Annotated in this window: 21 protein-coding genes; 3 read left to right on the plus strand and 18 right to left on the minus strand. The window is 59.1% G+C overall.

Annotation, left to right across the window (positions count from 1 at the left end):
• The first annotated feature begins 223 nt into the window (after nt 1–223).
• The gene (locus tag HW452_RS12170) at nt 224–502 is read left to right on the plus strand and encodes a hypothetical protein (RefSeq protein ID WP_224106377.1); all 279 of its coding nucleotides are present in this window, start codon (nt 224–226) and stop codon (nt 500–502) included.
• A 104-nt stretch (nt 503–606) separates the two neighbouring features.
• Here HW452_RS12170 and HW452_RS12175 read toward each other — a convergent pair whose 3' ends face one another.
• The 15 genes from HW452_RS12175 to leuC form a co-directional block, all read right to left on the minus strand.
• Entirely contained in the window at nt 607–1,806 is a 1,200-nt protein-coding gene (locus HW452_RS12175; protein ID WP_224106378.1) for an O-succinylhomoserine sulfhydrylase, read from the minus strand.
• A gap of 37 nt (nt 1,807–1,843) precedes the next feature.
• Nucleotides 1,844–3,364, minus strand: a complete 1,521-nt coding sequence (gene purF / locus HW452_RS12180) for an amidophosphoribosyltransferase (protein WP_224106379.1) — start codon at nt 3,362–3,364, stop codon at nt 1,844–1,846.
• A 116-nt stretch (nt 3,365–3,480) separates the two neighbouring features.
• A complete protein-coding gene (locus HW452_RS12185) occupies nt 3,481–4,053 on the minus strand; it encodes a CvpA family protein (protein ID WP_224106380.1) in 573 nt (190 codons plus the stop codon).
• A gap of 3 nt (nt 4,054–4,056) precedes the next feature.
• Nucleotides 4,057–4,734: an SPOR domain-containing protein gene (locus tag HW452_RS12190; RefSeq protein ID WP_224106381.1), complete on the minus strand. Its 678-nt coding sequence runs from the start codon at nt 4,732–4,734 to the stop codon at nt 4,057–4,059.
• A gap of 50 nt (nt 4,735–4,784) precedes the next feature.
• Complete coding sequence (gene folC / locus HW452_RS12195) at nt 4,785–6,065, minus strand: bifunctional tetrahydrofolate synthase/dihydrofolate synthase (protein ID WP_263433640.1); 1,281 nt, start codon at nt 6,063–6,065, stop codon at nt 4,785–4,787.
• Nucleotides 6,058–7,065 (minus strand): acetyl-CoA carboxylase, carboxyltransferase subunit beta, encoded by a 1,008-nt coding sequence (gene accD / locus HW452_RS12200; RefSeq protein ID WP_224106383.1) that lies wholly within the window; start codon nt 7,063–7,065, stop codon nt 6,058–6,060. The genes folC and accD overlap by 8 nt, the downstream gene beginning before the upstream one ends.
• A gap of 92 nt (nt 7,066–7,157) precedes the next feature.
• Nucleotides 7,158–7,961: a tryptophan synthase subunit alpha gene (gene trpA, locus HW452_RS12205; RefSeq protein ID WP_224106384.1), complete on the minus strand. Its 804-nt coding sequence runs from the start codon at nt 7,959–7,961 to the stop codon at nt 7,158–7,160.
• Nucleotides 7,962–7,982: 21 nt separating this feature from the next.
• Nucleotides 7,983–9,242 carry a tryptophan synthase subunit beta gene (gene trpB / locus HW452_RS12210; protein ID WP_425348111.1) on the minus strand — a complete coding sequence of 420 codons (1,260 nt, stop codon included), beginning with the start codon at nt 9,240–9,242 and terminating at the stop codon, nt 7,983–7,985.
• 76 nt (nt 9,243–9,318) lie between these two features.
• Nucleotides 9,319–9,960, minus strand: a complete 642-nt coding sequence (locus HW452_RS12215; RefSeq protein WP_224106385.1) for a phosphoribosylanthranilate isomerase — start codon at nt 9,958–9,960, stop codon at nt 9,319–9,321.
• Nucleotides 9,960–10,892, minus strand: a complete 933-nt coding sequence (gene truA, locus HW452_RS12220; protein WP_224106386.1) for a tRNA pseudouridine(38-40) synthase TruA — start codon at nt 10,890–10,892, stop codon at nt 9,960–9,962. The genes HW452_RS12215 and truA overlap by 1 nt, the downstream gene beginning before the upstream one ends.
• 28 nt (nt 10,893–10,920) lie before the next feature.
• Nucleotides 10,921–12,519 (minus strand): type IV pilus assembly protein FimV, encoded by a 1,599-nt coding sequence (locus HW452_RS12225; RefSeq protein WP_224106387.1) that lies wholly within the window; start codon nt 12,517–12,519, stop codon nt 10,921–10,923.
• A 244-nt stretch (nt 12,520–12,763) separates the two neighbouring features.
• Nucleotides 12,764–13,876, minus strand: coding sequence for an aspartate-semialdehyde dehydrogenase (gene asd / locus HW452_RS12230; RefSeq protein ID WP_224106388.1), 1,113 nt, complete (start codon nt 13,874–13,876; stop codon nt 12,764–12,766).
• A 137-nt stretch (nt 13,877–14,013) separates the two neighbouring features.
• Nucleotides 14,014–15,093 (minus strand): 3-isopropylmalate dehydrogenase, encoded by a 1,080-nt coding sequence (leuB, locus tag HW452_RS12235; protein WP_224106389.1) that lies wholly within the window; start codon nt 15,091–15,093, stop codon nt 14,014–14,016.
• A 34-nt stretch (nt 15,094–15,127) separates the two neighbouring features.
• Nucleotides 15,128–15,775, minus strand: a complete 648-nt coding sequence (leuD, locus tag HW452_RS12240) for a 3-isopropylmalate dehydratase small subunit (RefSeq protein ID WP_224106390.1) — start codon at nt 15,773–15,775, stop codon at nt 15,128–15,130.
• A 3-nt stretch (nt 15,776–15,778) separates the two neighbouring features.
• Nucleotides 15,779–17,230, minus strand: a complete 1,452-nt coding sequence (leuC, locus tag HW452_RS12245; protein ID WP_224106391.1) for a 3-isopropylmalate dehydratase large subunit — start codon at nt 17,228–17,230, stop codon at nt 15,779–15,781.
• Between the two features lie 163 nt (nt 17,231–17,393).
• Between leuC and HW452_RS12250 the strand changes: the two genes are divergently transcribed.
• Nucleotides 17,394–18,269 carry a LysR family transcriptional regulator gene (locus HW452_RS12250; RefSeq protein ID WP_224106392.1) on the plus strand — a complete coding sequence of 292 codons (876 nt, stop codon included), beginning with the start codon at nt 17,394–17,396 and terminating at the stop codon, nt 18,267–18,269.
• A 6-nt stretch (nt 18,270–18,275) separates the two neighbouring features.
• Here HW452_RS12250 and HW452_RS12255 read toward each other — a convergent pair whose 3' ends face one another.
• Both HW452_RS12255 and HW452_RS12260 read right to left on the minus strand, forming a co-directional pair.
• Nucleotides 18,276–18,623 (minus strand): DUF488 domain-containing protein, encoded by a 348-nt coding sequence (locus tag HW452_RS12255; protein WP_224106393.1) that lies wholly within the window; start codon nt 18,621–18,623, stop codon nt 18,276–18,278.
• 137 nt (nt 18,624–18,760) lie between these two features.
• Nucleotides 18,761–19,183, minus strand: coding sequence for an SMI1/KNR4 family protein (locus HW452_RS12260; RefSeq protein WP_224106394.1), 423 nt, complete (start codon nt 19,181–19,183; stop codon nt 18,761–18,763).
• Nucleotides 19,184–19,352: 169 nt separating this feature from the next.
• Between HW452_RS12260 and HW452_RS12265 the strand changes: the two genes are divergently transcribed.
• Entirely contained in the window at nt 19,353–20,666 is a 1,314-nt protein-coding gene (locus HW452_RS12265) for a hypothetical protein (protein ID WP_224106395.1), read from the plus strand.
• On the opposite strand, the gene HW452_RS12270 is transcribed toward HW452_RS12265, so the two are convergent.
• On the minus strand, nt 20,663–21,184 hold the full coding sequence (locus HW452_RS12270; RefSeq protein WP_224106396.1) for a zinc ribbon-containing protein: 522 nt from the start codon (nt 21,182–21,184) through the stop codon (nt 20,663–20,665). The two genes, HW452_RS12265 and HW452_RS12270, sit on opposite strands and share 4 nt — an antisense overlap.
• Nucleotides 21,185–21,336: the final 152 nt, after the last annotated feature.

The following is a 21,336-nucleotide window of genomic DNA, read 5'->3' on the forward strand; positions in this document are numbered from 1 at the left end:
AGCTAAACACTCCATTCGTAAAAACCACTGGATAACGGGCTAACGAGTTACATTGCCATTTTAAGCCTGGATTGTAGTTCGCCTATATAATTCAAAAAAACGAACGAAAAATGCAATTTTAATCAATTTTATTATTCATTTTGCGCGCTTAATATTAGCGCATGCCTCAACGGCACGTCGTAATGACATCATCTGAATTCAAGCATTGACGAGAAACTTAACCATGAAAAAAGCTGCTTTTATCGCCACTATCGCCCTGACGCTGACCTCTACTGCCGCGCTGGCTGAGCAAGGCTCAGGTGAGCTGAACGAAATCGTCCACGCCAGCTCCGCTGCAGGTTACAGCACCGATGATCTGTACATGACCCCGGCTGACCTGCCACTGGTCAATGGCGATGCCGCCAAGAACCAGATTGCCATCCCGAATTCTGAGGCGCATCACGCAACTGACAGCAACGACGAGATTGCCCAGTCAGACCTGCCCCATCGCAACGCTTCCTGAAACAGGAGGCCGATGGCTGACAATGGCGCAAGCGTGAGCCCTGGATGCAAAAAAACCCACCGTAAGGTGGGTTTTTTCGTTATGGATAGCGATGTATTGCGACGTCAATCGGTAACCAGCGCATCCAGTCCGCGCGCCAGGTCCTGCTGTATGTCCTGCAGGCTTTCCAGCCCCACGGCTACGCGAATCAGCCCCGGGGCGATGCCAGCCGCCTCTTTTTGCGCGTCCGAGAGACGGCCATGGGTCGTGGTCGCCGGATGAGTAATCGTGGTCTTCACATCGCCCAGGTTACCGGTAATGGACAGCAGCCGCGTGGCGTCGATCACTCGCCAGGCACCTTCCTGGCCGTTGATCACTTCAAACCCCAGTACGGCACCAAAGCCCTTCTGCTGGCGGTTAGCAAGCGCATGCTGAGGATGCGTTTCAAGGCCGCTGTAGTGCACCTTGCTTACCGCTGGATGCTGTTCAAGCCAGCGCGCCAGCGCCAGTGCGTTCTCACAGTGGGCCTTCATGCGCAGTGAAAGAGTCTCGAGACCCTTGGTGAATATCCAGGCGTTGAACGGGCTCATGCAGGGCCCACAGGTGCGTACTACACCAAAGATCTCTTCCAGCAGCTCGTGCTTGCCAACCACCGCTCCACCAATGGCCCGGCCCTGACCATCCAGATACTTGGTAGCCGAATGGATCACCAGATCGGCACCCAGCGCCAGCGGCTGTTGAAGCGCAGGTGTCAGAAAGCAGTTATCGATCACCAGCAGCGCATCGTGCTTTTGGGCAAGTGCGGCAAGCGCACCGATATCGGCAACTTCGGAAAGCGGGTTGGACGGCGTCTCGGCAAACAGCAAGCGCGTACGGGGCGTCATCGCCGCTTCCCAGGCGTTTAGATCCGAGAGCTCGACATAGCGCGTGGTAATACCGAACTTGCCCAGATACTTGTCGAACAGACTGACCGTCGACCCAAACAGCGAGCGCGACGCCACGATTTCATCGCCGGCCGACAACAGCGCAAGCGCAGTGGAAAGAATGGCCGACATGCCCGAGCTTGTGGCTACGCATCGCTCGCCGCCTTCAAGCGCGGCAAGTCGGCGCTCGAAGGTATGCACCGTGGGATTGGTAAAGCGTGAGTAGACGTTGCCCGGCTCCTTGCCGCCAAACTTGCGCGCCGCCTCGGCGGCGCTTTCATACACAAAGCTTGAAGTGGGAAAGATTGGCTCTGAATGCTCCTGCTCGAAGGTACGCTGGTGGCCCGCCCGAATTGCCAGCGTCTCAAGCGACCACTCATTGTGTTGGCTGTCGTCCTGCATGGGCGTTACCCTTTAGTCAATTAACGTCAAGACCGGCTCAATCGTCGAGGTCATCGTCCTGGTTATGCATGTCCACCAGCGCATGATCACCTGCACTGTGATCCTTGGCTGAGTCACTGCGGCTGGCCTCCAGTACCGCCAGATAAGCCTCGTCGATATCACCGGTCACATAGTCGCCGTCAAACACGGAACAGTCGAAGGCTTCCATTTCCGGATTGACCTCACGGCAGGCGCTCTTGAGGTCTTCAAGATCCTGGTAGAAGATGCGATCTGCACCAATCAGCTCACCCACCTCCTCTTCCGTACGTCCATGAGCGATCAGCTCCACCGCGGCAGGCATATCGATGCCGTATACATTCGGGTAACGCACCGGCGGCGCGGCTGAAGCAAAATAGACCTTGCGGGCGCCGGCATCGCGCGCCATCTGAATGATCTGCTTGCAGGTCGTTCCACGCACGATGGAGTCATCGACCAGCAGCACGTTCTTGCCCTTGAATTCCACATCGATGGCATTGAGCTTCTGGCGCACCGATTTTTTCCGCTGGGTCTGGCCCGGCATGATGAAGGTTCGGCCGATATAGCGGTTTTTCATGAACCCTTCGCGGTAGGTCACGCCAAGGTGCTGAGCCATTTCGAGTGCCGAGGTGCGCGAAGTATCGGGAATGGGAATCACCACATCGATATCGTGATCCGGCCATTCGCTGAGAATACGGTCACCGAGTTTGCGACCCATCTGCATCCGCGTGCCGTATACATAGGCGCCATCCAGAATGGAGTCAGGGCGCGCCAGATACACGTGCTCGAAAATGCACGAACGCAGCTGCGGACGATCGGCACATACCTGAGTGTGGAACTGGCCCTGCATGTCGACAAAAATCGCCTCGCCAGGGCCGAGGTCCCGCTCGAGCTCAAAACCGCCCACGTCGAGCGCCACCGACTCGGATGCGATCATCACTTCCTGGCCGCTATCGGTCTGGCGCGTACCGAACACCACCGGACGAATGCCGTGAGGATCGCGAAAGGCCACCATGCCAAAACCGTTGATGATCGCGACCGCCGCGTAGCCGCCTTTGCAGCGCCGGTGCACTCTACGAACGGCATCGAAGATGTCTTCCGCTTCCAGGTGCAGCCCTTGCTTGCCAAGCTCATGGGCAAACACGTTGAGCAGCACTTCGGAATCGGAGCTGGTATTGATATGGCGAAGGTCGGTCGAGAACAGCTCCTGCTTCAACTGCTCGGAGTTGGTCAGGTTGCCGTTATGCGCCAGCGCAATACCGTAGGGGGAGTTGACGTAAAACGGCTGTGATTCCGCTTCGCTGGAGGAGCCAGCCGTCGGGTAACGTACGTGACCAATGCCCAGGTTGCCCTTGAGACGAGCCATGTGACGGGTATGGAAGACATCGCGCACCAGTCCGTTGCTCTTGCGCAGTAGGAAGCGTCCTTCGCTCCAGGTCATCATGCCGGCAGCGTCCTGGCCCCGATGCTGAAGTACGGTCAGGGCATCGTAGATTCCCTGATTTACCGCCTGCTTGGCCAGAAGGCCTACTATACCGCACATTCAAGTTACCTCGCTTTAGTGCCATGGCTTGTCAAGGCAAGCCCGTACGTTCCTGAAACTCGTTTCTAAACTATCCATACGCGCCCGCCTCTTGGCATGGCAGCGCCGGACGAACACTACTGGCCATTCACAGGCTCGGGCGTGAAACCTTCTCGCGTTCGAAGTTCCGGCAGGGGAATATCGCGCAGCGATGCAGGCGCCTCAGGCAACTCACGCTCCCACTGATCGAGCTGACTGACGGCCCAGTCGCGCAATTCAATGAAGGTGGGACGAAGCGCAGCCTGCTGCCAGGCCTGAAGCTCGGCAAGCGGGGTCAACGTGATCAACACCGTTGCTACCAACAGGATCACCGCCCCCCGCGCAAGCCCGAATGCCGCCCCTGCGAAGCGGTTCAAAAGCCCCATGCCAACCCATACCACGGCAGCGTGTACCAAGCGAATGACGATGCCGCAGAGCAGAATCACGGCAAAGATCACCAGTGCAAAGGCGAGCACCAGGCGAGCATCGAAGCTCTCGATGAAGCCACTCATCATCTCGGCCACCGGTTCGGCCAGTACCCGGGCCACCATCAGCGCTACTACCCATGCCCCCAGGCCTAGCGCTTCTCTGACAAATCCACGCACGAAACCTGACAGCATCGAAAGCGCCAGTACGGCCAGAAAGACCGCATCTATCCACGTCAAGGCCATCGTTTAATCTCTTACCCGCACTAACAGGCCCTGCACGTTGGCTCGCTGCTTGATGAGCGCCATGGCAGCTTCGCCATCTTCAGATGAGGCGTAAGGTCCGACCAATACCGTGGTCAGGTTGTTATCACGCTGACGCGTGAAGATGCTGAACCCTTCATCGGTGAGCTGGTTGCCCAGGCGTTCGGCATTGGCGGCATCCCCAAAACTGCCTACCTGAACCGCCCACTCGCCCTGCTTTGTCGATGACGGGCCCGACGCGTTCGAGGAAGAAGCGCTCCCTTGGCTGCTGCCTTGGGCGTTGTCACTGGAAGCTACCAGCTCCGCAATGGGATCATCTCGAGTCGGCGTGTTGCTTGGCGGTGCATTGGGCTCCTGGGAAGGCGTGGTATCACTTGGCGGGTCGATCTGATTCGTCTGCGGCAATGACGGCGAGGCATCGATGGGCGTATTGACCGCCTCGTTGGTGCTTACGCCATTCGATGAAGGCGTGCCGATCGTCGAAGGCATTTCCGGTATCGCCACGTCACGGCGTGCCGTGTCGATAGGCTGCTCGATGATGAACGTCGGCTGAGGCCGCTCCTCGCGAGGCGCCGGATCACTCATTAGCCAAGGTACAAAAATCGCCAGTAGGGCAAGCAGGATTACGATACCGCTGATGCGCTCTGTTCTACCGTATTTCATGATCATCTCCCTCTAGCGAGCTTATGCCCTAAGCGCGATACCTGATAAAACTACTGGGCCTGTGGCAAGGGCCGGGTCAAAAGGGCAGCAACGGTCACGAAGGACCCGAACGCCAGAACACGATCCTGAGGGGCCAACTGGGATGCCAGGATATCCGCCCCCGCCTGTGGCGAGTCTGCACAGCCATAGACGCGCCCGCCATGGGACTCGATGCGCTTGGCAAGCTCGCTCGCCTTGCGCCCCCGCTCGCCTTCCAGTGTCACGCACACCCAGTCCGTAACACGCGGAGCAAGCGCTGCAATAACGCCATCGGCGTCCTTGTCATCGAGCATGCCCATCAGCGCCCACTGCCGGCCGCCCTCAGGTGGCGCCAAAAGCCGTTGCGCCAGGTAAGCGGCGGCATGCGGGTTATGACCAACATCCAGGCACCACTGCCCGATCCACTGCATCCTGCCTGGCAGCGTCACCTGCTTTAGCGCGCTCTGGGTAATACCGGGCTTCAGCGCAAGGCCCGTCAGTGCCAGCGCTTGCAGCGCCGTTGCCGCATTATCCACAGGTAGCCCGGGATCAGGAAGCGCATCGAGCGAAACGGTATCGCCCTCTACAGTCAACCCGTGCCAGCACCAGGGCTGCCCTGGAACGCCGTCAGAACTGTGACTGAATGCTAGCCCCAGGCGGTATACAGGGGCCGCCATGCCAATGGCCGTTTCGGCCACGCTGCTGGGCATGGTTTGGCTCCCCAGTATCGCGGGACGCAAAGGACGGAAGATGCCGGCCTTTTCAAGCCCGATCTTGGCAATATCGGTGCCCAGAAAGCTGGCATGGTCCTGGGCAATCGTGGTGACCACGGCAACATCGGCATCGATGATATTGACCGCGTCAAGACGCCCGCCCAGGCCAACCTCCAGCACGGCAAGATCAAGGTCTGCCTGTGCCAGACACCAGAGGGCACAGAGAGTGCCAGCCTCAAAGTAGGTCAGGCTGACTTCCGGCGCCTGCAGCCGCGCCCGCTCGACCCGCTCGAAACCGTCAACGAGCGGCTCATCGTCGATCTCCCGACCGCCAATCCTGACCCGTTCGTTATACCGCAGAAGGTGCGGCGATGAATAAGCCCCTACGCGCACCTCGTGGGCAAGGGCGATTGCCTCTGCCATGGCAACGGTCGACCCCTTGCCGTTGGTACCCGCCACGATCACGACATGCTTGGCGATGGGGCTCTCAAGAAGCCCCATGCGCTCAGCGACTGTCGAGACACGCTCTAGCCCCATATCGATCCCGACCGGGTGCAGGGTTTCCAGATGCTGAAGCCATTCGGCAAGGGATTTAGACATTGCGCTGGGTATCATCGCTCTTGTCGATCGACTCCTGCCCAGTATCATCGCGAAGGCCATCGGCATCGGCGGCAATAGAGGCTTCATCGACCATCGATTCGGTCACTTCGCCGGTTTCAGCCAGCTCTTCAACGCCTGCCAGCGCATCGTGATGCGTAAGCTTGCGCAGTACGCCGCCTATGCGGGTACGCATTTCATGACGATGCACGATCATGTCCACCGTGCCATGCTCCAGTAGAAACTCGCTGCGTTGAAAGCCTTCAGGCAGCGTTTCACGCACGGTCTGTTCGATGACCCGTGGCCCCGCGAAGCCGATCAGCGCATTGGGTTCGGCAATGTTCAGATCGCCCAGCATGGCAAGCGAGGCGGATACGCCTCCAAACACCGGATCGGTCAGCACGGAGATATAGGGCACGCCCGCCTGCTTGAGTTTCTCAAGCGCAGCCGAGGTCTTGGCCATCTGCATCAACGAGAACAGCGCTTCCTGCATGCGGGCGCCACCAGACGCGGCAAAGCACACCAACGGAATGCCTTCGTCAAGCGCAATGGTCGCTGCGCGAACGAATTTTTCGCCGACCACCGCCCCCATGGACCCTCCCATGAAGGTGAACTCGAAGGCCACGGCGACCACCGGCAGGCCATCCAGTTCGCCACGCATGGCGAGCAGCGCGTCGTTTTCACCGGTATCCTTCTGGGCCGCTGCCAGGCGATCCTTGTACTTCTTGGAATCACGGAACTTGAGACGATCAACGGGCTCAAGGTCCGCGGCAATCTCTTCACGCCCGTTTTTATCCAGGAACCAGTCCAAGCGTTTACGTGCGGTCAGGCGCAAGTGGTGGTCACATTTAGGACACACGCTGTTGTGCTTCTCTAGCTCCGGAAGATAGAGAACGGCTTCACACTTGGGACATTTACGCCAGAGGCCGTCGGGAACGCTTGCGCGACGGTCTTTACGCTGGATACGCCCCATGGAGGGCACTATCTTGTCTAACCAGCTCATATCAAAAAGGCTTCCGTTTACGTCAATGCCAGCTAACGCCTGGCTTGATGAGTGTCGTCAAATCAATGCAATCGAGACGATGTGGGCCAGCGTCAGGCGTCCATTGCAGTACGCATTTCTGCAAGCACGCTTTTAAGCTGCCCCGCGATAATTTCGGGTGTTTCGGTATTCTCGGCAATACGGTTAACCAGCGCGCTGCCTACAATCACCCCATCGGCCACTTTAGCCACTTCAGCCGCGCTCACGCCATCACGAATACCGAAACCGACACACAGCGGCAAGTCGGTCATCTCGCGAAGCGGCTCCAGGCGCTGAGCGACTTCTGCGGCATTCAGCGTGGCCGCGCCGGTGACCCCTTTAAGCGATACATAATAAAGGTAGCCTTCACCGTGGGCGCATATTGTAGCGGCTCGCGCAGGAGAAGTGGTAGGCGCGACAAGGAAAATCGCCGCCAAATTGCGCACTTTTAGCAGCGGGCCAAACTCATCGGCCTCTTCTGGCGGCATATCCACCACCAATACGCCATCCACACCGGCCGTGGCTGCCTTGTCGGCAAAGACCTCGTAGCCGATTCGCTCGATCGGGTTCAAGTAACCCATCAACACCACCGGGGTCTTGGTGTCGGCTTGGCGAAACTCGGCAACCATGTCCAGCAGATCCACCAGTCGCGTGCCCTGCTTGAGCGCGCGCTCGCAGGCTTTCTGAATCACCGGGCCATCCGCCATGGGGTCGGAAAAGGGTACGCCAAGCTCGATGATGTCTGCACCCGCCTCGACAAGCGCATGCATGAAGCCGACGGTATAGTGAGGCGCCGGGTCACCTGCGGTTATGTAAGGGATCAAGGCCTTGCGACCTTGCTGCTTAAGTTCACTGAAACGCTGATCAATACGGTTCATGTCGATCCTTGGAAGCTGCCCTTAAAATTCGATACCGTCAATCTTGGCGACCGTCATGATGTCCTTGTCACCACGTCCGGAAAGATTGACCACGATGTGCTGGTCTGGCTGCATGGTGGTTGCCAGCACCTTGGCATGCGCCAGGGCATGAGCAGATTCCAACGCGGGCATGATGCCCTCCATCTGGGTCAGCTCGCGAAACGCTTCCAGCACTTCCTTATCGTTTGCAGCCACGTACTTGACCCGGCCAACATCTTTCCAGAGCGAATGCTCGGGGCCGACACCGGGGTAATCAAGACCGGCGGAAATAGAATGGGTATCGGACACCTGCCCCGCTTCGTCGGACATCAGGTAGGTGCGGTTGCCATGCAGTACGCCGCGCGGCGCATTCGATGCAAGCGGGGCAGCATGCCGGCCGGTCTCGATGCCGTCACCCCCCGCCTCGACACCGTACATGGCGACCGCGTCGTCCTCGATAAACGGGTAGAACAGGCCAATGGCGTTGGAACCACCGCCCACGCAGGCCACGAGCGCATCGGGCAGGCGACCGATCTGCTCGAGAGACTGCTGGCGCGCTTCGCGACCGACCACCGCATTGAAGTCTCGCACCAGCTGCGGATAGGGATGCGGCCCTGCTACCGTACCGATGATATAGAAGGTGTTATCGACGTTGGTTACCCAGTCACGCAGCGCTTCGTTCATGGCATCTTTCAAGGTGCGCGTTCCCGACTCGACCGGGATGACCCGCGCACCGAGCAAACGCATGCGGTAGACGTTGAGCTTTTGACGCTGCACGTCCTCTGCGCCCATGTAGACATCGCACTCGAGCCCCAGACGCGCGGCGACGGTGGCCGTGGCAACCCCGTGCTGGCCGGCGCCAGTTTCAGCAATCACGCGTGGCTTGCCGGTCTTCTTGGCGAGAAGCGCCTGGCCAATCGTGTTGTTGACCTTGTGCGCGCCGGTATGATTCAAGTCTTCGCGCTTTAACCAGATCTGCGCACCACCCAGCGTTCTGGACCAGCGCTCGGCGTGGTACAAAGGCGATGGACGGCCAACATAGTGGGCCAGATCCCGATCAAACTCCGCCTGGAAGGCTGGATCGTCTCGCAGGCTCAAGTAGGTCTGTTCAAGATCTTCAAGCGCGTAGCTCAGGGTTTCCGACACGAACCGACCGCCATAGGGCCCGTAGTGCCCCCGGGCATCGGGCATGCGGGTCAGCTCGCCAAACCGCGTGTCGGGTGCAGAATCATGCGTACCAGTTGCCGAGACAGTCACAGAGATACCTCACAGATTGCCAGCGCAGGCAAATATTGAAAAACCGGAGTGCACAGTCGCAAAGAGCAACTGCGCGGCGTGCTTAGCGAGCGTCGACTAACGCTACTTGATTGACGAACATGGCCATTTTCTCGATGTCCTTGCCCTCGGCCGTGGACTCGATCCCTCCTGAAACATCAACCGCAAAGGGCGCTACCTGGGCAACGGCAGCGGCTATATTGTCTGGCGTGAGCCCTCCGGCGAGAATAACAGGTTTTGCCAGATCCGCGGGGATTCTCGACCAGTCAAAGACCTCCCCTGTGCCGCCCGGCGTTCCTGGCCGGTAGGCGTCCAACAGCAATGCCTTGGCACTGCTGTACTGAGCGGCCAAGCGGTGCAGGTCGATACCATCACGCATGCGCAGCGCCTTTATCCAGGGGCGATCAAACTGCTCACAAAATGCCGCCGACTCTTCGCCGTGAAACTGGATCAGATCGAGATACGGCAAGCATGCCCTTATCAGCTCCGCTGGCTGGTCAACGAACAGCCCCACTCGAGTAACAAAAGAAGGCACACGCTCAGAGAGCGACGCCAGCTGGTCAAGAGTAATGGCGCGCCTGCTTTTGGGCCACATGACAAACCCCAGGGCATCGACTCCCAGCGAAACCGCCTGCGTAATATCATCGGCCCGCGTAAAACCACAAAACTTGATCCGGGTCCGCTGGGGCTTGGCGTTGAGTATCATCAATCCTCCTGGGCGGTGCCGGGGGTTTTCTTGACAAAGGTCAGGTTGCGGCGCGCCGTCACCCTGGGGGTCTCGGGGAGCACCCGTTCGCCTGTCCATTCGCCGGTAAATGCGAGCAGGTTCGGCCCCAGCGGCTCCTTGGGCAGCTCGAAACGCTCGTCATAAAGCGAATCGACAAAATGCAGGCCACAGGCTGGCGCCGTCACATCTCCTTTCTTACGATTCTTGAGAGCCAGTAATCGTTCAATATAACCTTCATCCTGGGCGCCACGTCCAACGCTGACCAGAGCACCGGCGATATTGCGGATCATGTGGTGCAAGAACGCGTTGCCCTGTATGTCGATCACGACCAGTGGCCCAAACCGCTTGACCTCGACAAAGTGCATCTGACGCCAGGGCGTTTTCGATTGGCAACCGGCAGCGCGGAAACTCGAAAAATCGTGCTCCCCTACCAGTGCCTGAGCCGCACGGTGCATGGCTTCGGCATCCAGCGGGTCGCGGCACCATGTCACGTTGGTGCGTTCGAGTACCGGGCGGCTAATCTGGTTGAGCAGCAGATAGCGGTAGCGGCGCCCGAGCGCACTCAGGCGCGAGTGGAAGTCGTCAGAAACCGGCTTGACCCAGCGCACCGCGATATCGCGAGGCAGATTGGTATTGGCTCCAAAAATCCATGCTTTTTCGGTTCGCTCGGCGGGTGGGTCAAAGTGAATGACCTGGCGTGTGGCATGAACTCCCGAGTCGGTACGTCCACTGGCATGAATTTGAACCGGCGCGCCTGCTACCTTGGCCAAGGCATCTTCAACTGCCCCCTGTACAGAAGCAGCATGCTTTAAGCGCTGAAAGCCACAAAAGCGGGAGCCATCGTATTCGATGCCCATCGCCAGACGGCCTTTCAACGGTATTTTTTCATCAAAGTGGTAGAACAGGGTCATCAAGCCACGTCATCAAGAGTTTGAAAGGTTAGCTATTATCCCGACCCTGAGGCGCGAATGCCACCTCTTCGATCTCCCAGCCCGGCGATGCGAGTGGATGGCCCGACGCCAGCGAAGACGTCAATACAACGGGTGCTGTTTGCTCTTCCACTGGTTTGAGTTCGCGATAACGCGGCCCTGCCAGCCCCGCAGCCTGGCTCTTTGAATAATCATCGCTCTGCCCCGCCGCCTGCACCATCGGTGAAAATGGTGGTGCCATGGAAAGGCGTGTATCGCCAATAGCTTGATCATCCTGCGTCTGCCTTTGCGAGCTATTCGAAGCAGGTTCCATCTTCGTGCCATCTGCACAAGATAACGGTATATTGGTGAGAGGTGGTTGCATCGCCTTGTGCCGGGTCGCCTCTCCAGCATCAAAAGGCTTCACTCCGGGGGAAGTGGCGTTCTGCCACTCATCGTCACCTTCGCGCCGCTTGCGAAGCCATAGCAGCCCAAGCAGCAACAGCCCAAGCGCCAGACTTATCAGCGGCCACTGATAGCGCTCCAACCCAGTCAAGAGTTCGTGACCAGGTGCGGCGTGCTGAGTGTGCAGGCGGGTATCGGCGAGCCCGGCACTGGCAGTCGCTGCGGCGCCGGGTAACGCAGGCTGGGACTCGTCGATACGCTGTCTCAACGAATCGATACTTTCATGCAGCTCCTCAAGGGACAGACGTAGCTGCTCACGCTCCGCTTCGGCGTACTGCAGCCTGGCTTGGCTCTCTTCCAGACGTGCAGCAAGCTCGGCAATGGCGCCAGGTGGCTCTGGCGCATCACTCAAGCCAGAGGCAGTTGACGGCGCATTTTCATCCGATGCGTCAGTGGCTCGATTTGCACCACCCTCATCTGGCTGGACTGGCGGCGGCGCGGCTGTCGGAACGTCTGGATAGTGCCCTGTTCTCACCATGACCTGCACCGCATCAGCGGCTTGCGCGCGCGAGCGCGCTTGCGCCTGCTCGATGCCGGGAACATTCAAGACTTGGCCGGCCTGCAGGCGATTGATATCGCCACTGGGGAAAACGACTGGATTGGCCTGTACCAGCGCGAGCATCATTTGCTGTACGCTGGCCTCGGCGGGCCTGGTACGCTCAGCAATGCTCCAGAGAGTATCGCCCGCCTGAACGAGCGTCATGCCTGAAGCAGCTTCGGGTTCTTCTGCGTTACCCTGCAAAGCGCCGTGGTGTTCTGGCACTTCATGCCGGGGGCTGTTGCCTTGTCCGTACCCGGGCGGGTCCAGCAATAGCGTCACCGGATGCATCAAGTGCCCTTCTGGATACTCGATATCCAGCAGCAGATCCATCCAGGAGGATGTAACAGGCTGGGCGGAGTGGATCGCGATATACCGCCTGCCCTGCGCCTCTTTCAGCTCCACCCGCACGCTGTCAGTGGCAGGTATCCATTCGAGTCCTTGCCTCTCGAACGCGCCTTGATCCGCCAGCGATACGTGAATCTCATCTAGTGGGTAAGCGCTCGCGTCATTGAGCGTTATCGTCGCGCTAAGCGGTGCCTGCATGGCAGAGGTAACCGAAGCACTGCCCGGCTCGAGTCCGTGGGCTGAAAAGCTGGCAGCAGCCAGTGCAAACGCGCCTGACATGTTAAGCGCCACCGACGGCGGCAATGGTTGTTTAAACACGGTTGGGTAAGCTCCCTGCTTTTCGGCGCATCTCACGGCCCTGACTCAAGCCAACTATAATTAACACACCTGCAGGACAAATTCATGCAGCTACTCAGAAGGTCACTTGCCACTGATACCCTCTGAGCGGGCACTCGAACGACAAACGGGGAGCTTCTAAGCTCCCCGTTGCCTGGCCTGCGGGTCTAGGATACCCGAAAGTGCCTTACTGCTCGCGCAGGATCTTCAGCATGCGCTTGAGCGGTTCTGCCGCCCCCCACAACAGCTGGTCACCCACGCTGAAGGCCGAAAGATACTCACCGCCCATGTTGAGCTTGCGCAGGCGGCCCACCGGAATGTTCAAGGTGCCGGTAGCAGCGGCAGGCGTCAAACCGGCAACAGTGGCCTCCTTGTCGTTGGGGATCAGCTTGACCCACTCGTTGTGGCTGGCAATACGCTCCTCGATCTCATCAAGCGGCACATCCTGCTTCAGCTTGATGGTAAAGGCTTGACTGTGCGAGCGCATGGCGCCAATGCGAACACAAAGACCGTCGATAGGCACCGGCTTGTCGCCACGACCCAGGATCTTGTTGGTTTCCACGAAACCTTTCCACTCTTCCCGGCTCTGGCCGTTGTCGAGCTTGGTATCGATCCAGGGCAGCAGGCTGCCGGCCAGCGGTGCAGTAAAGTTCTCGATCGAAAAGTCGTCGCCGCGCATGGCAGCAGTCACCTTGCGGTCAATCTCCAGAATGGCGCTGGAAGGATCCGCCAGCTCGCCGCTTACGCTGTCGCGCAGCTGACCCATCTGATTGAGCAGTTCGCGCATGTGCTTGGCACCCGAGCCGGACGCCGCCTGGTAGGTCATGGAGGTCATCCATTCGACCATGTCGGCCTCGAACAGCCCCCCCAGACCCATCAGCATCAGGCTGACGGTGCAGTTGCCGCCCACAAAGGTTCTTGCGCCCTTGGCCAGCTGTGCGTCGATCACCTTGCGGTTGACCGGGTCAAGCACGATGGTGGCATCGTCTTCCATGCGCAGCGTACTGGCAGCATCGATCCAGTAGCCCTGCCAGCCGTTCTTGCGTAGATCGGCATACACCTGCTTGGTGTAATCACCGCCCTGGCAGGTCACGATGACATCCAGCGCCTTGAGCTCCTCGAGGGCGAACGCATCCTTTAATGGAGGCACATCGACGCCGATGTCGGGACCAGGCTGGCCCACCTGAGAGGTGGTGAAGAACACAGGTTCGATGCCGTTGAAATCACCATCTTCCTGCATGCGCTGCATCAGCACGGAGCCAACCATGCCACGCCATCCCACGAAACCGACTTTCAACATGTGAAGTCCTCCTGAAAAGAGTGAGGTCATTATTATACACAACCGCTATATAAAGAGCAGACACGACACCGGCCACCTTTCAGGTGGCCGTGTCAAGACGCCTGGAGCGTCAACGCGCTTGCTGATCTTGATGTACGTTACTGGCGTGCAAACGCCGCCAGCACGGCATCGCCCATTTCCACGGTAGATACGCGGCGCGTCCCCTCAGAGGCAATGTCGGCGGTGCGCAGGCCATCATCAAGCACGCAGCCCACGGCGGCCTCGATACGCTCGGCCATGGCTGTCTCGTTGAGCGAGTAACGCAGCATCATGGCCACCGAGAGCATCATCGCCAGCGGGTTGGCGATATTCTGCCCGGCAATGTCCGGCGCACTGCCGTGGCAGGGCTCGTACATGCCCTGGCCGGACTCATTCAGCGAGGCTGAAGGCAGCATGCCGATGGAGCCGGTCAGCATGGCGGCAGCATCCGAAAGAATATCGCCGAACATGTTGCCGGTCACCACGACATCGAACTGCTTCGGTGCACGCACCAGCTGCATGGCGGCGTTATCCACGTACATGTGCGAAAGCTCGACATCCGGGTACTCCGGCGCCAGCCGCTCCATGACTTCGCGCCACAGGATGGTCACTTCCAGCACGTTGGCCTTGTCCACCGAGCAGAGCCTGCCGCCGCGCTTTTGAGCCATTTCAAACGCCACGCGGCCGATACGCTCAATCTCGCTTTCCGAATAGATATAGGTATTGAAGCCGACGCGTTCGCCGTTGCGCTCTTCAATTCCCCGCGGCTGGCCAAAATAGATGCCACCGGTCAGCTCGCGCACGATCATGATATCCAGGCCAGCCACCAGCTCGGGCTTGAGACTCGAGGCACTCGCCAGCTGCGGGTAAAGCATGGCCGGACGCAGGTTGCCGAACAGGCCGAGGTTCTTGCGCAGGCCCAGAAGGCCCTTTTCAGGGCGCTTGGAAAGATCGTCGATCTTGTCCCACTTCGGCCCGCCTACCGCCCCCAGCAAGATAGCGCTGGCGGCCTTGGCCTTTTCAAGCGTTTCAGCGGGCAGCGGTTCGCCGTGAACGTCGTAAGCAGAGCCGCCGACCAGCGCTTCCTCGATGTCGATATCCAGGCCCGCTTCCTGGCAGGCTTTCAGCAGGCGTGCCGCCTGGGCGGCGATTTCAGGGCCGATACCATCGCCCGGCAGCAGTAATACCTTGTGCGTCATGCTTTTTCCTTAACGTTGAACGGGGCTGCAAGCGTCATGCGGGCTGGCGAAACAGCCAGGGGCGGGCTTGCTTGTGCTTCTGCTCGAAGGCGCGAATGGCGTCTTCATCCTGTAGCGTGATGCCGATATCGTCCAGGCCATTGAGCAGGCAGTGCTTGCGAAAGGCGTCTACCTCGAATGCCAGCGCCTTGCCGTCAGGCGTTATCACGCGCTGGTTTTCAAGGTCGATCTCGAGCCGGTAGCCTTCGCTGGCTTCAACGCCGGCAAACAGCTGGTCTACTTCCTCTTCGCTCAAGGTGATCAGCAAGATGCCGTTCTTGAACGCATTATTGTAGAAGATATCCGCAAAGCTCGGAGCGATCACCACCCTGAAGCCGAAGTCTTCAAGCGCCCAGGGGGCATGCTCACGGGAGCTTCCGCAGCCGAAGTTGCGCCGCGCCAGCAATACCTCAGCGCCTTTATAGCGCGGCTGATTCAAGACAAAATCCGGGTTCAGCGGACGGTTGGAGCAGTCCTGCCCCGGCTGCCCTTCATCCAGGTAGCGCAGCTCGTCAAACAGGTTGACGCCAAAGCCGGTGCGCTTGATCGATTTCAGAAACTGCTTCGGGATGATCAAATCGGTATCGACGTTGGCGCGGTCAAGCGGCGCCACCACGCCGTCAAAACGGGTAAACTTTTTCATGGTTCAGGCCTCCTGGGCATGGGTAGCGTCGTTGGCGGGCAGGCTGCGAACGTCGACGAAGTGACCGGCAATCGCCGCCGCTGCGGCCATGGCCGGGCTGACCAGGTGCGTGCGCCCGCCATAACCCTGGCGGCCTTCGAAATTGCGGTTGGACGTAGACGCGCAGTGCTCACCGGCGCCCAGCTTGTCGGCGTTCATGGCCAGGCACATGGAACAGCCCGGCTCGCGCCACTCGAAACCGGCGTCGATAAAGATCTTGTCCAGCCCTTCGGCTTCCGCCTGACGCTTCACCAGGCCAGACCCCGGCACCACCATGGCAAGCTTGATGGAGTCCGCTACCTTGTTGCCCCGGGCCACCTTGGCTGCTTCACGCAGGTCTTCAATGCGAGAATTGGTGCAGGAGCCGATAAAGACCTTATCGAGCTTGATATCGGTAATCTTCTGGTTGGGCTGCAGCCCCATGTACTCAAGCGCCCGGGTATGGCTGCGCTGTACGGTTTCATCCTGCGCGGCCTTGGGGTCCGGCACCTGCCCTGAAATACCGGTGACCATCTCGGGGCTCGTTCCCCAGCTTACCTGGGGCTCGATCTCTTCGGCTTTCAGCGTAACCACTTTATCGAACGCGGCATCAGGATCGGATACCAGCTCACGCCAGTCGGCAACGGCGGCTTCCCACTGCTCGGCGGTGGGTGCAAAGGGGCGCTTGGCAAGATACTCGATGGTGGTATCGTCCACGGCAATCAGGCCTACCCGGGCGCCGGCTTCAATGGCCATGTTGCACACCGTCATGCGGCCTTCCATGGAGAGCGAGGCGATGGCACTGCCGGCAAACTCGATGGCATACCCCGTACCGCCGGCGGTGCCGATCTCGCCAATGATCGCCAGCACCACATCCTTGGCGGTTACCCCAAGGCCAAGCTCGCCTTCTACACGCACCTGCATGTTCTTCATCTTCTGGGCCAGCAGGCACTGGGTGGCCAGTACGTGCTCCACTTCGGACGTGCCGATGCCGTGAGCCAGGGCGCCAAAGGCGCCGTGAGTGGCCGTATGCGAGTCGCCACAGACCACGGTCATGCCAGGCAGGGTCGCGCCCTGCTCCGGCCCGACCACGTGTACGATGCCCTGGCGCGGGTCGTTGATCCTGAACTCCTCGATACCGTACTCGACGCAGTTGTCATCCAGAGTCTGCACCTGGATCAGTGACACCGGGTCCTTGATACCGCTGTTGCCTTCGGCGCGCTCTTTCAGCGTGGTCGGCACGTTGTGGTCCGGCGTCGCCAGGTTGGCATCCAGACGCCACGGCTTGCGCTTGGCCAGGCGAAGCCCTTCAAAGGCCTGGGGTGAGGTCACTTCATGCAGCAATTGGCGGTCGATATAGATCAGCGCGGTACCATCATCGCGCTGCTTCACCAAGTGCTGGTTCCAGAGTTTGTCGTAGAGGGTTTGACCTGACATATGGCTCTCCCGGGCAGCGCCCTGCTAGTTTTTTGCGCCGACGTCTTCGCGTCAGTGATGGTGCGAGTGTTGCGCGAGTCCTGCATAAAAGCAATTCATGTTATTTATAGATACAATTCCATACAGGAATAACAGCTATCTCATCACTCACTGTGGAAACCTCATGGATACACAGAGCCTGCAAGCCTTCCTGGCCGTTGCCGAAACCCAAAGCTTCTCCCGCGCCGCCGAGCAGCTCTACCTGACCCAGCCTGCGGTCAGCAAACGTATTGCCACGCTTGAATCCCAGGTGAACACACGCCTGTTTGATCGAATTGGCCGGCGCATATCGCTTACCGAAGCAGGGCGCCTGCTGCTGCCTCAGGCCAAGCGCATACTCATGGCGATGGAAGACAGCCGTCGGGCGCTGGCCAATCTTTCCGGGCAGGTGGGTGGGCGGCTGACCCTGGCCACCAGCCACCATATCGGCCTGCACCGACTGCCGCCGATTCTAAAGCACTACACCCAGCGCCACCCGGAAGTCGAGCTGGATCTTCACTTTCTGGACTCGGAGTTTGCCTATCAGGGCGTGCAGGACGGTACGCTGGAAATGGCGCTGGTGACGCTGGCACCCCACCCCATCGAGCAGTTGCACGTGGTGAAGCTGTGGCATGACCGGCTATGTTTCGTATGTGCCCCAGACCATCCCTTGGCCCATGCGCCAGCATTGACGCTTGACGCCTTGTGCCAGTACAAGTGTGTACTACCCGGCGCCATGACATTTACCCGTACGCTGATCGAGGCACGCTTTACCCAGGCGGGCCTTGCGCTGCCGGTCAGCATGGCCACCAACTATCTGGAGACGCTGAAAATGATGTGCAGCGTCGGACTCGGCTGGAGCCTGCTGCCCGACGGCATGGTGGATGACGAACTAGTGGAACTCAGCGTCGATACCGCGCCGATTCATCGCCCCCTGGGTTATCTGGTACATACCAACCGAACGCTTTCCAATGCGGCCCGAACCATGATCGAGGCGCTGGAAAGCACCAGGGAAACATGAAAAGAATCAACCCAGCTTTTCCAGGTACTCCTTCAAGACGTGCGCGTGGGTGTACTGCTTGTCCTTTGCGCCGTATAGCAGAACCAGGTTCTTTTGGCTGACCTCTTTCAGGTGCTCTCTTGCCTTTTCCTTGTGGTCGCTCAGCTCGCTCAGGTACTTCTTGCGAAAATCGCTCCACTTGTCCGGGTCGTGGCCGAACCACTCGCGCAGTTCGTCACTTGGCGCCAGGTCTTTCCAGTGGCCATTCAGATCAGCCTCCTCTTTTGACACACCCCTCGGCCATAGCCTGTCCACGAGGGCGTGGTAACCCTGAGGGGCATTCTCTTCGTAAATACGGTGCAGCTTGATATTCACAGCGCTTCTCCTTTAGCGTTATTGATGGCTTGCAGCCGCTGGTTTCCAGCTGGCAACGGGCGCGGGAGACTGGCCACCATGATACTTGAACGACCAACGTCATCCTGCAGGTGTACCTGCGAGGCCTGCCTTCACTTTCACTCCCTGCGCTTTACGCTCTTGAATAGACCCTCGACACTCGACGCCACGAACATGGCCTCTTCAAGGGCCAGCGATGAAAACAGGAACGCTTGAAGCGTAAAGGCGCCTTCTGCTCGCAGGTCGATGGCGACCACGTCGCTGCCACCACTATCTCCAATTCCGATGAAGCCCGGCAGATAGGTCTGTATCTGATAACCTTCATTGGCGCTCAATACGGTATCGATGGGCCATAGCCGCAGGTACTCGGGATAGACGTCGAACTCACCTTCGCCGCCGTTGCTTGTGCGTAAAAAGTCCAGATAGTCTGTGGGCAGCTCGACGCCCGCCCACTCGAGGAGCCGGGCGATAGCGGCATCATCGGCGCCCGGTTCGCCTTGCCAATCGGCATCAGGGTTATCCGTATAGTGATGTATATTCATGGTGACTCAGCCTGCTGAATGGGCGCTTTTCATGACGAGACACCAAGGTATCAACTCCCACTTCTCGTGCAAAGCCTGGGCTCTTTACCTCTCCTGCTGGCCTTTCATCCCTGCTGGCCTTTCATCACCAATCCTATTAGCCTGCTAATTCCAGGTGAAAGGATCCGGCATGGAAAAGAGCACTTCCCGGCAGCGTGCGGCCGGCGTATCAGCACTACTTGGACTGGCCACTCAAATCGTCGGATTCACGGGCTGGGCGCAGACGACCCAGCTCGTCAGCTATCTGCTGTGGGGAGCAGTGGCATTGCTCTGGCCAGATATACCCAGGCGCTCACGGGTACAGGCGGGCGTATTGGTGGCGGTCGGCGTGCTGATGCTTCTGGTGGCGCGGTGGGTGTATGGCGCTACTATCGATTGGCCACGAGTGCTGGAAGGTAACGTATTCGTCGTGGCGATGCTGATCGGCGTGAGTTTTATCTCGCTGATCGGCAGGCAGGGCAATTCGTCTGGCGGGGGCAAGCGACAGACCGGCAGTGGCGGTAGCCTGCGCACTTGGCTTGGCGTACATTTTCTTGGCGCCATCTTGAATCTCTCCACCATTTTCATGGTGGGCGACCGTATCGCCCGGCGCGCTCCCTTGACCACGCCACACTATCTGGCGCTCAACCGCGGTCTTTCCAGCGCTGCCCTATGGTCGCCGTTTTTCGCCTCGATGGGCCTGGTCATCGCCCTCGCCCCGGAAGTCCGCTACCTGAATATCGCGCTAGTCGGGTTTCCCATCGCCATGCTGTCAGGCGTCATTACCACGCTGGAGCTTCGTCGCCGGTTCGATCTCACCGAGGTGGATGGTTTTTCGCTCTCGCCCAGGAGCCTACTGATGCCCTTGGGCATGGCCGCAGGCGTCATGCTGTTTCACTTCTGGCTCACGCCGTCGCTTTCCATCATCAGTATCATCACCTTTCTATTACCCGGTGTAGCGGTCATGGCCAACCTTCGTCACGGACCTGTGTTCACGATAAAACGCCTTCGACAGCACACCGTCAACCGACTGCCCGCCATGCGCGGCGAATTTTCGCTGTTTCTGGCAGCGGGGCTTTTGACCATCGGGCTCTCGACGCTGGTCAGCGCGGCGGCAGGAAAGGAGTGGACGCTTTTCGAGGATTTCGGTATCGGGCAGGGGCTTTTAAGCTTCGCGGGCATCGTGACGAGCGCCTTGCTGGGGCTTCATCCGATCATCGGCATTTCGGTCCTGGCCTCCATGCTTGATCTGGCGGCCAGCGAACAGACACTCTTTGCCTTCGTGGCCTTGAGTGCCTGGTCGGTGGGTACAAGCGTTGGCCCGTTGTCGGGTATCAACCTGTCACTTCAAGGGCGCTACGGGGTGAGCAGCTACCAGATGATGCGTGATAACCTACTCTATGCAGGCATCATGAGCCTGCTTTCGCTGGGCGCGATTGCAGGCATCGGATTCATCCAGCCCTAGTTTTCAATGACCCTGTTGACCACTCGGTAGAAGTAACGGTGCCCACACTGGTGGCAAGGCTCCAGACGTGCCACATTCGACAAGCTCACCTGGGCGTCGCAGTGTACGCAGGCCATCAAGCCGGGGGCAGCCATTTCGCCTTCACAGTAGTCTGCCCGGGCCGCTTCGAGGTCTTCATCAAAACGTTCGCGCTCGACCACGCTGCGGTCGGCGATGGATAGAAGTGATTCCACTACGCGACGCGAAAGGCCGGATACATCGATTCCGAGCCAGGTAGCTACCTGCATGCCGGTATCGGCGAGGTAGTGGCGCATGTCCTTCAGGTCGCGTTCTACCCAGGCGCGCAGCAGGGCCAGCTCGTCCTTGGTGTACTCTTCAAGCTCAGCTTCAAAAGCAACTGCGTCGTCTAGATCCTTTTGCAGATTGTCCCAGGTCAACTCGTTTGCACCATCCTGCATGCGTTCCAGCAGGCGTTCGTAGCCCTCGCGCAAGCGGTGGTCGTTATGCTGTTCACTCATCAAGCCTCTCCTTTTGTCGACGCAGGTATTTCCTATCATCAGCTTGCCGTTCAAGGATACTCCTTCATAGGATACAATCGGCACTACTTATCTGACAGCCGTCATCTACCATTCACCCTGCGCCCGCATTGGGCGAATACGCCAAGGCATTA

The sequence above is a fragment of the Vreelandella aquamarina genome (assembly GCF_020075495.1).
In the GTDB taxonomy this organism is placed as follows: Bacteria; Pseudomonadota; Gammaproteobacteria; order Pseudomonadales; family Halomonadaceae; genus Vreelandella; species Vreelandella aquamarina_A.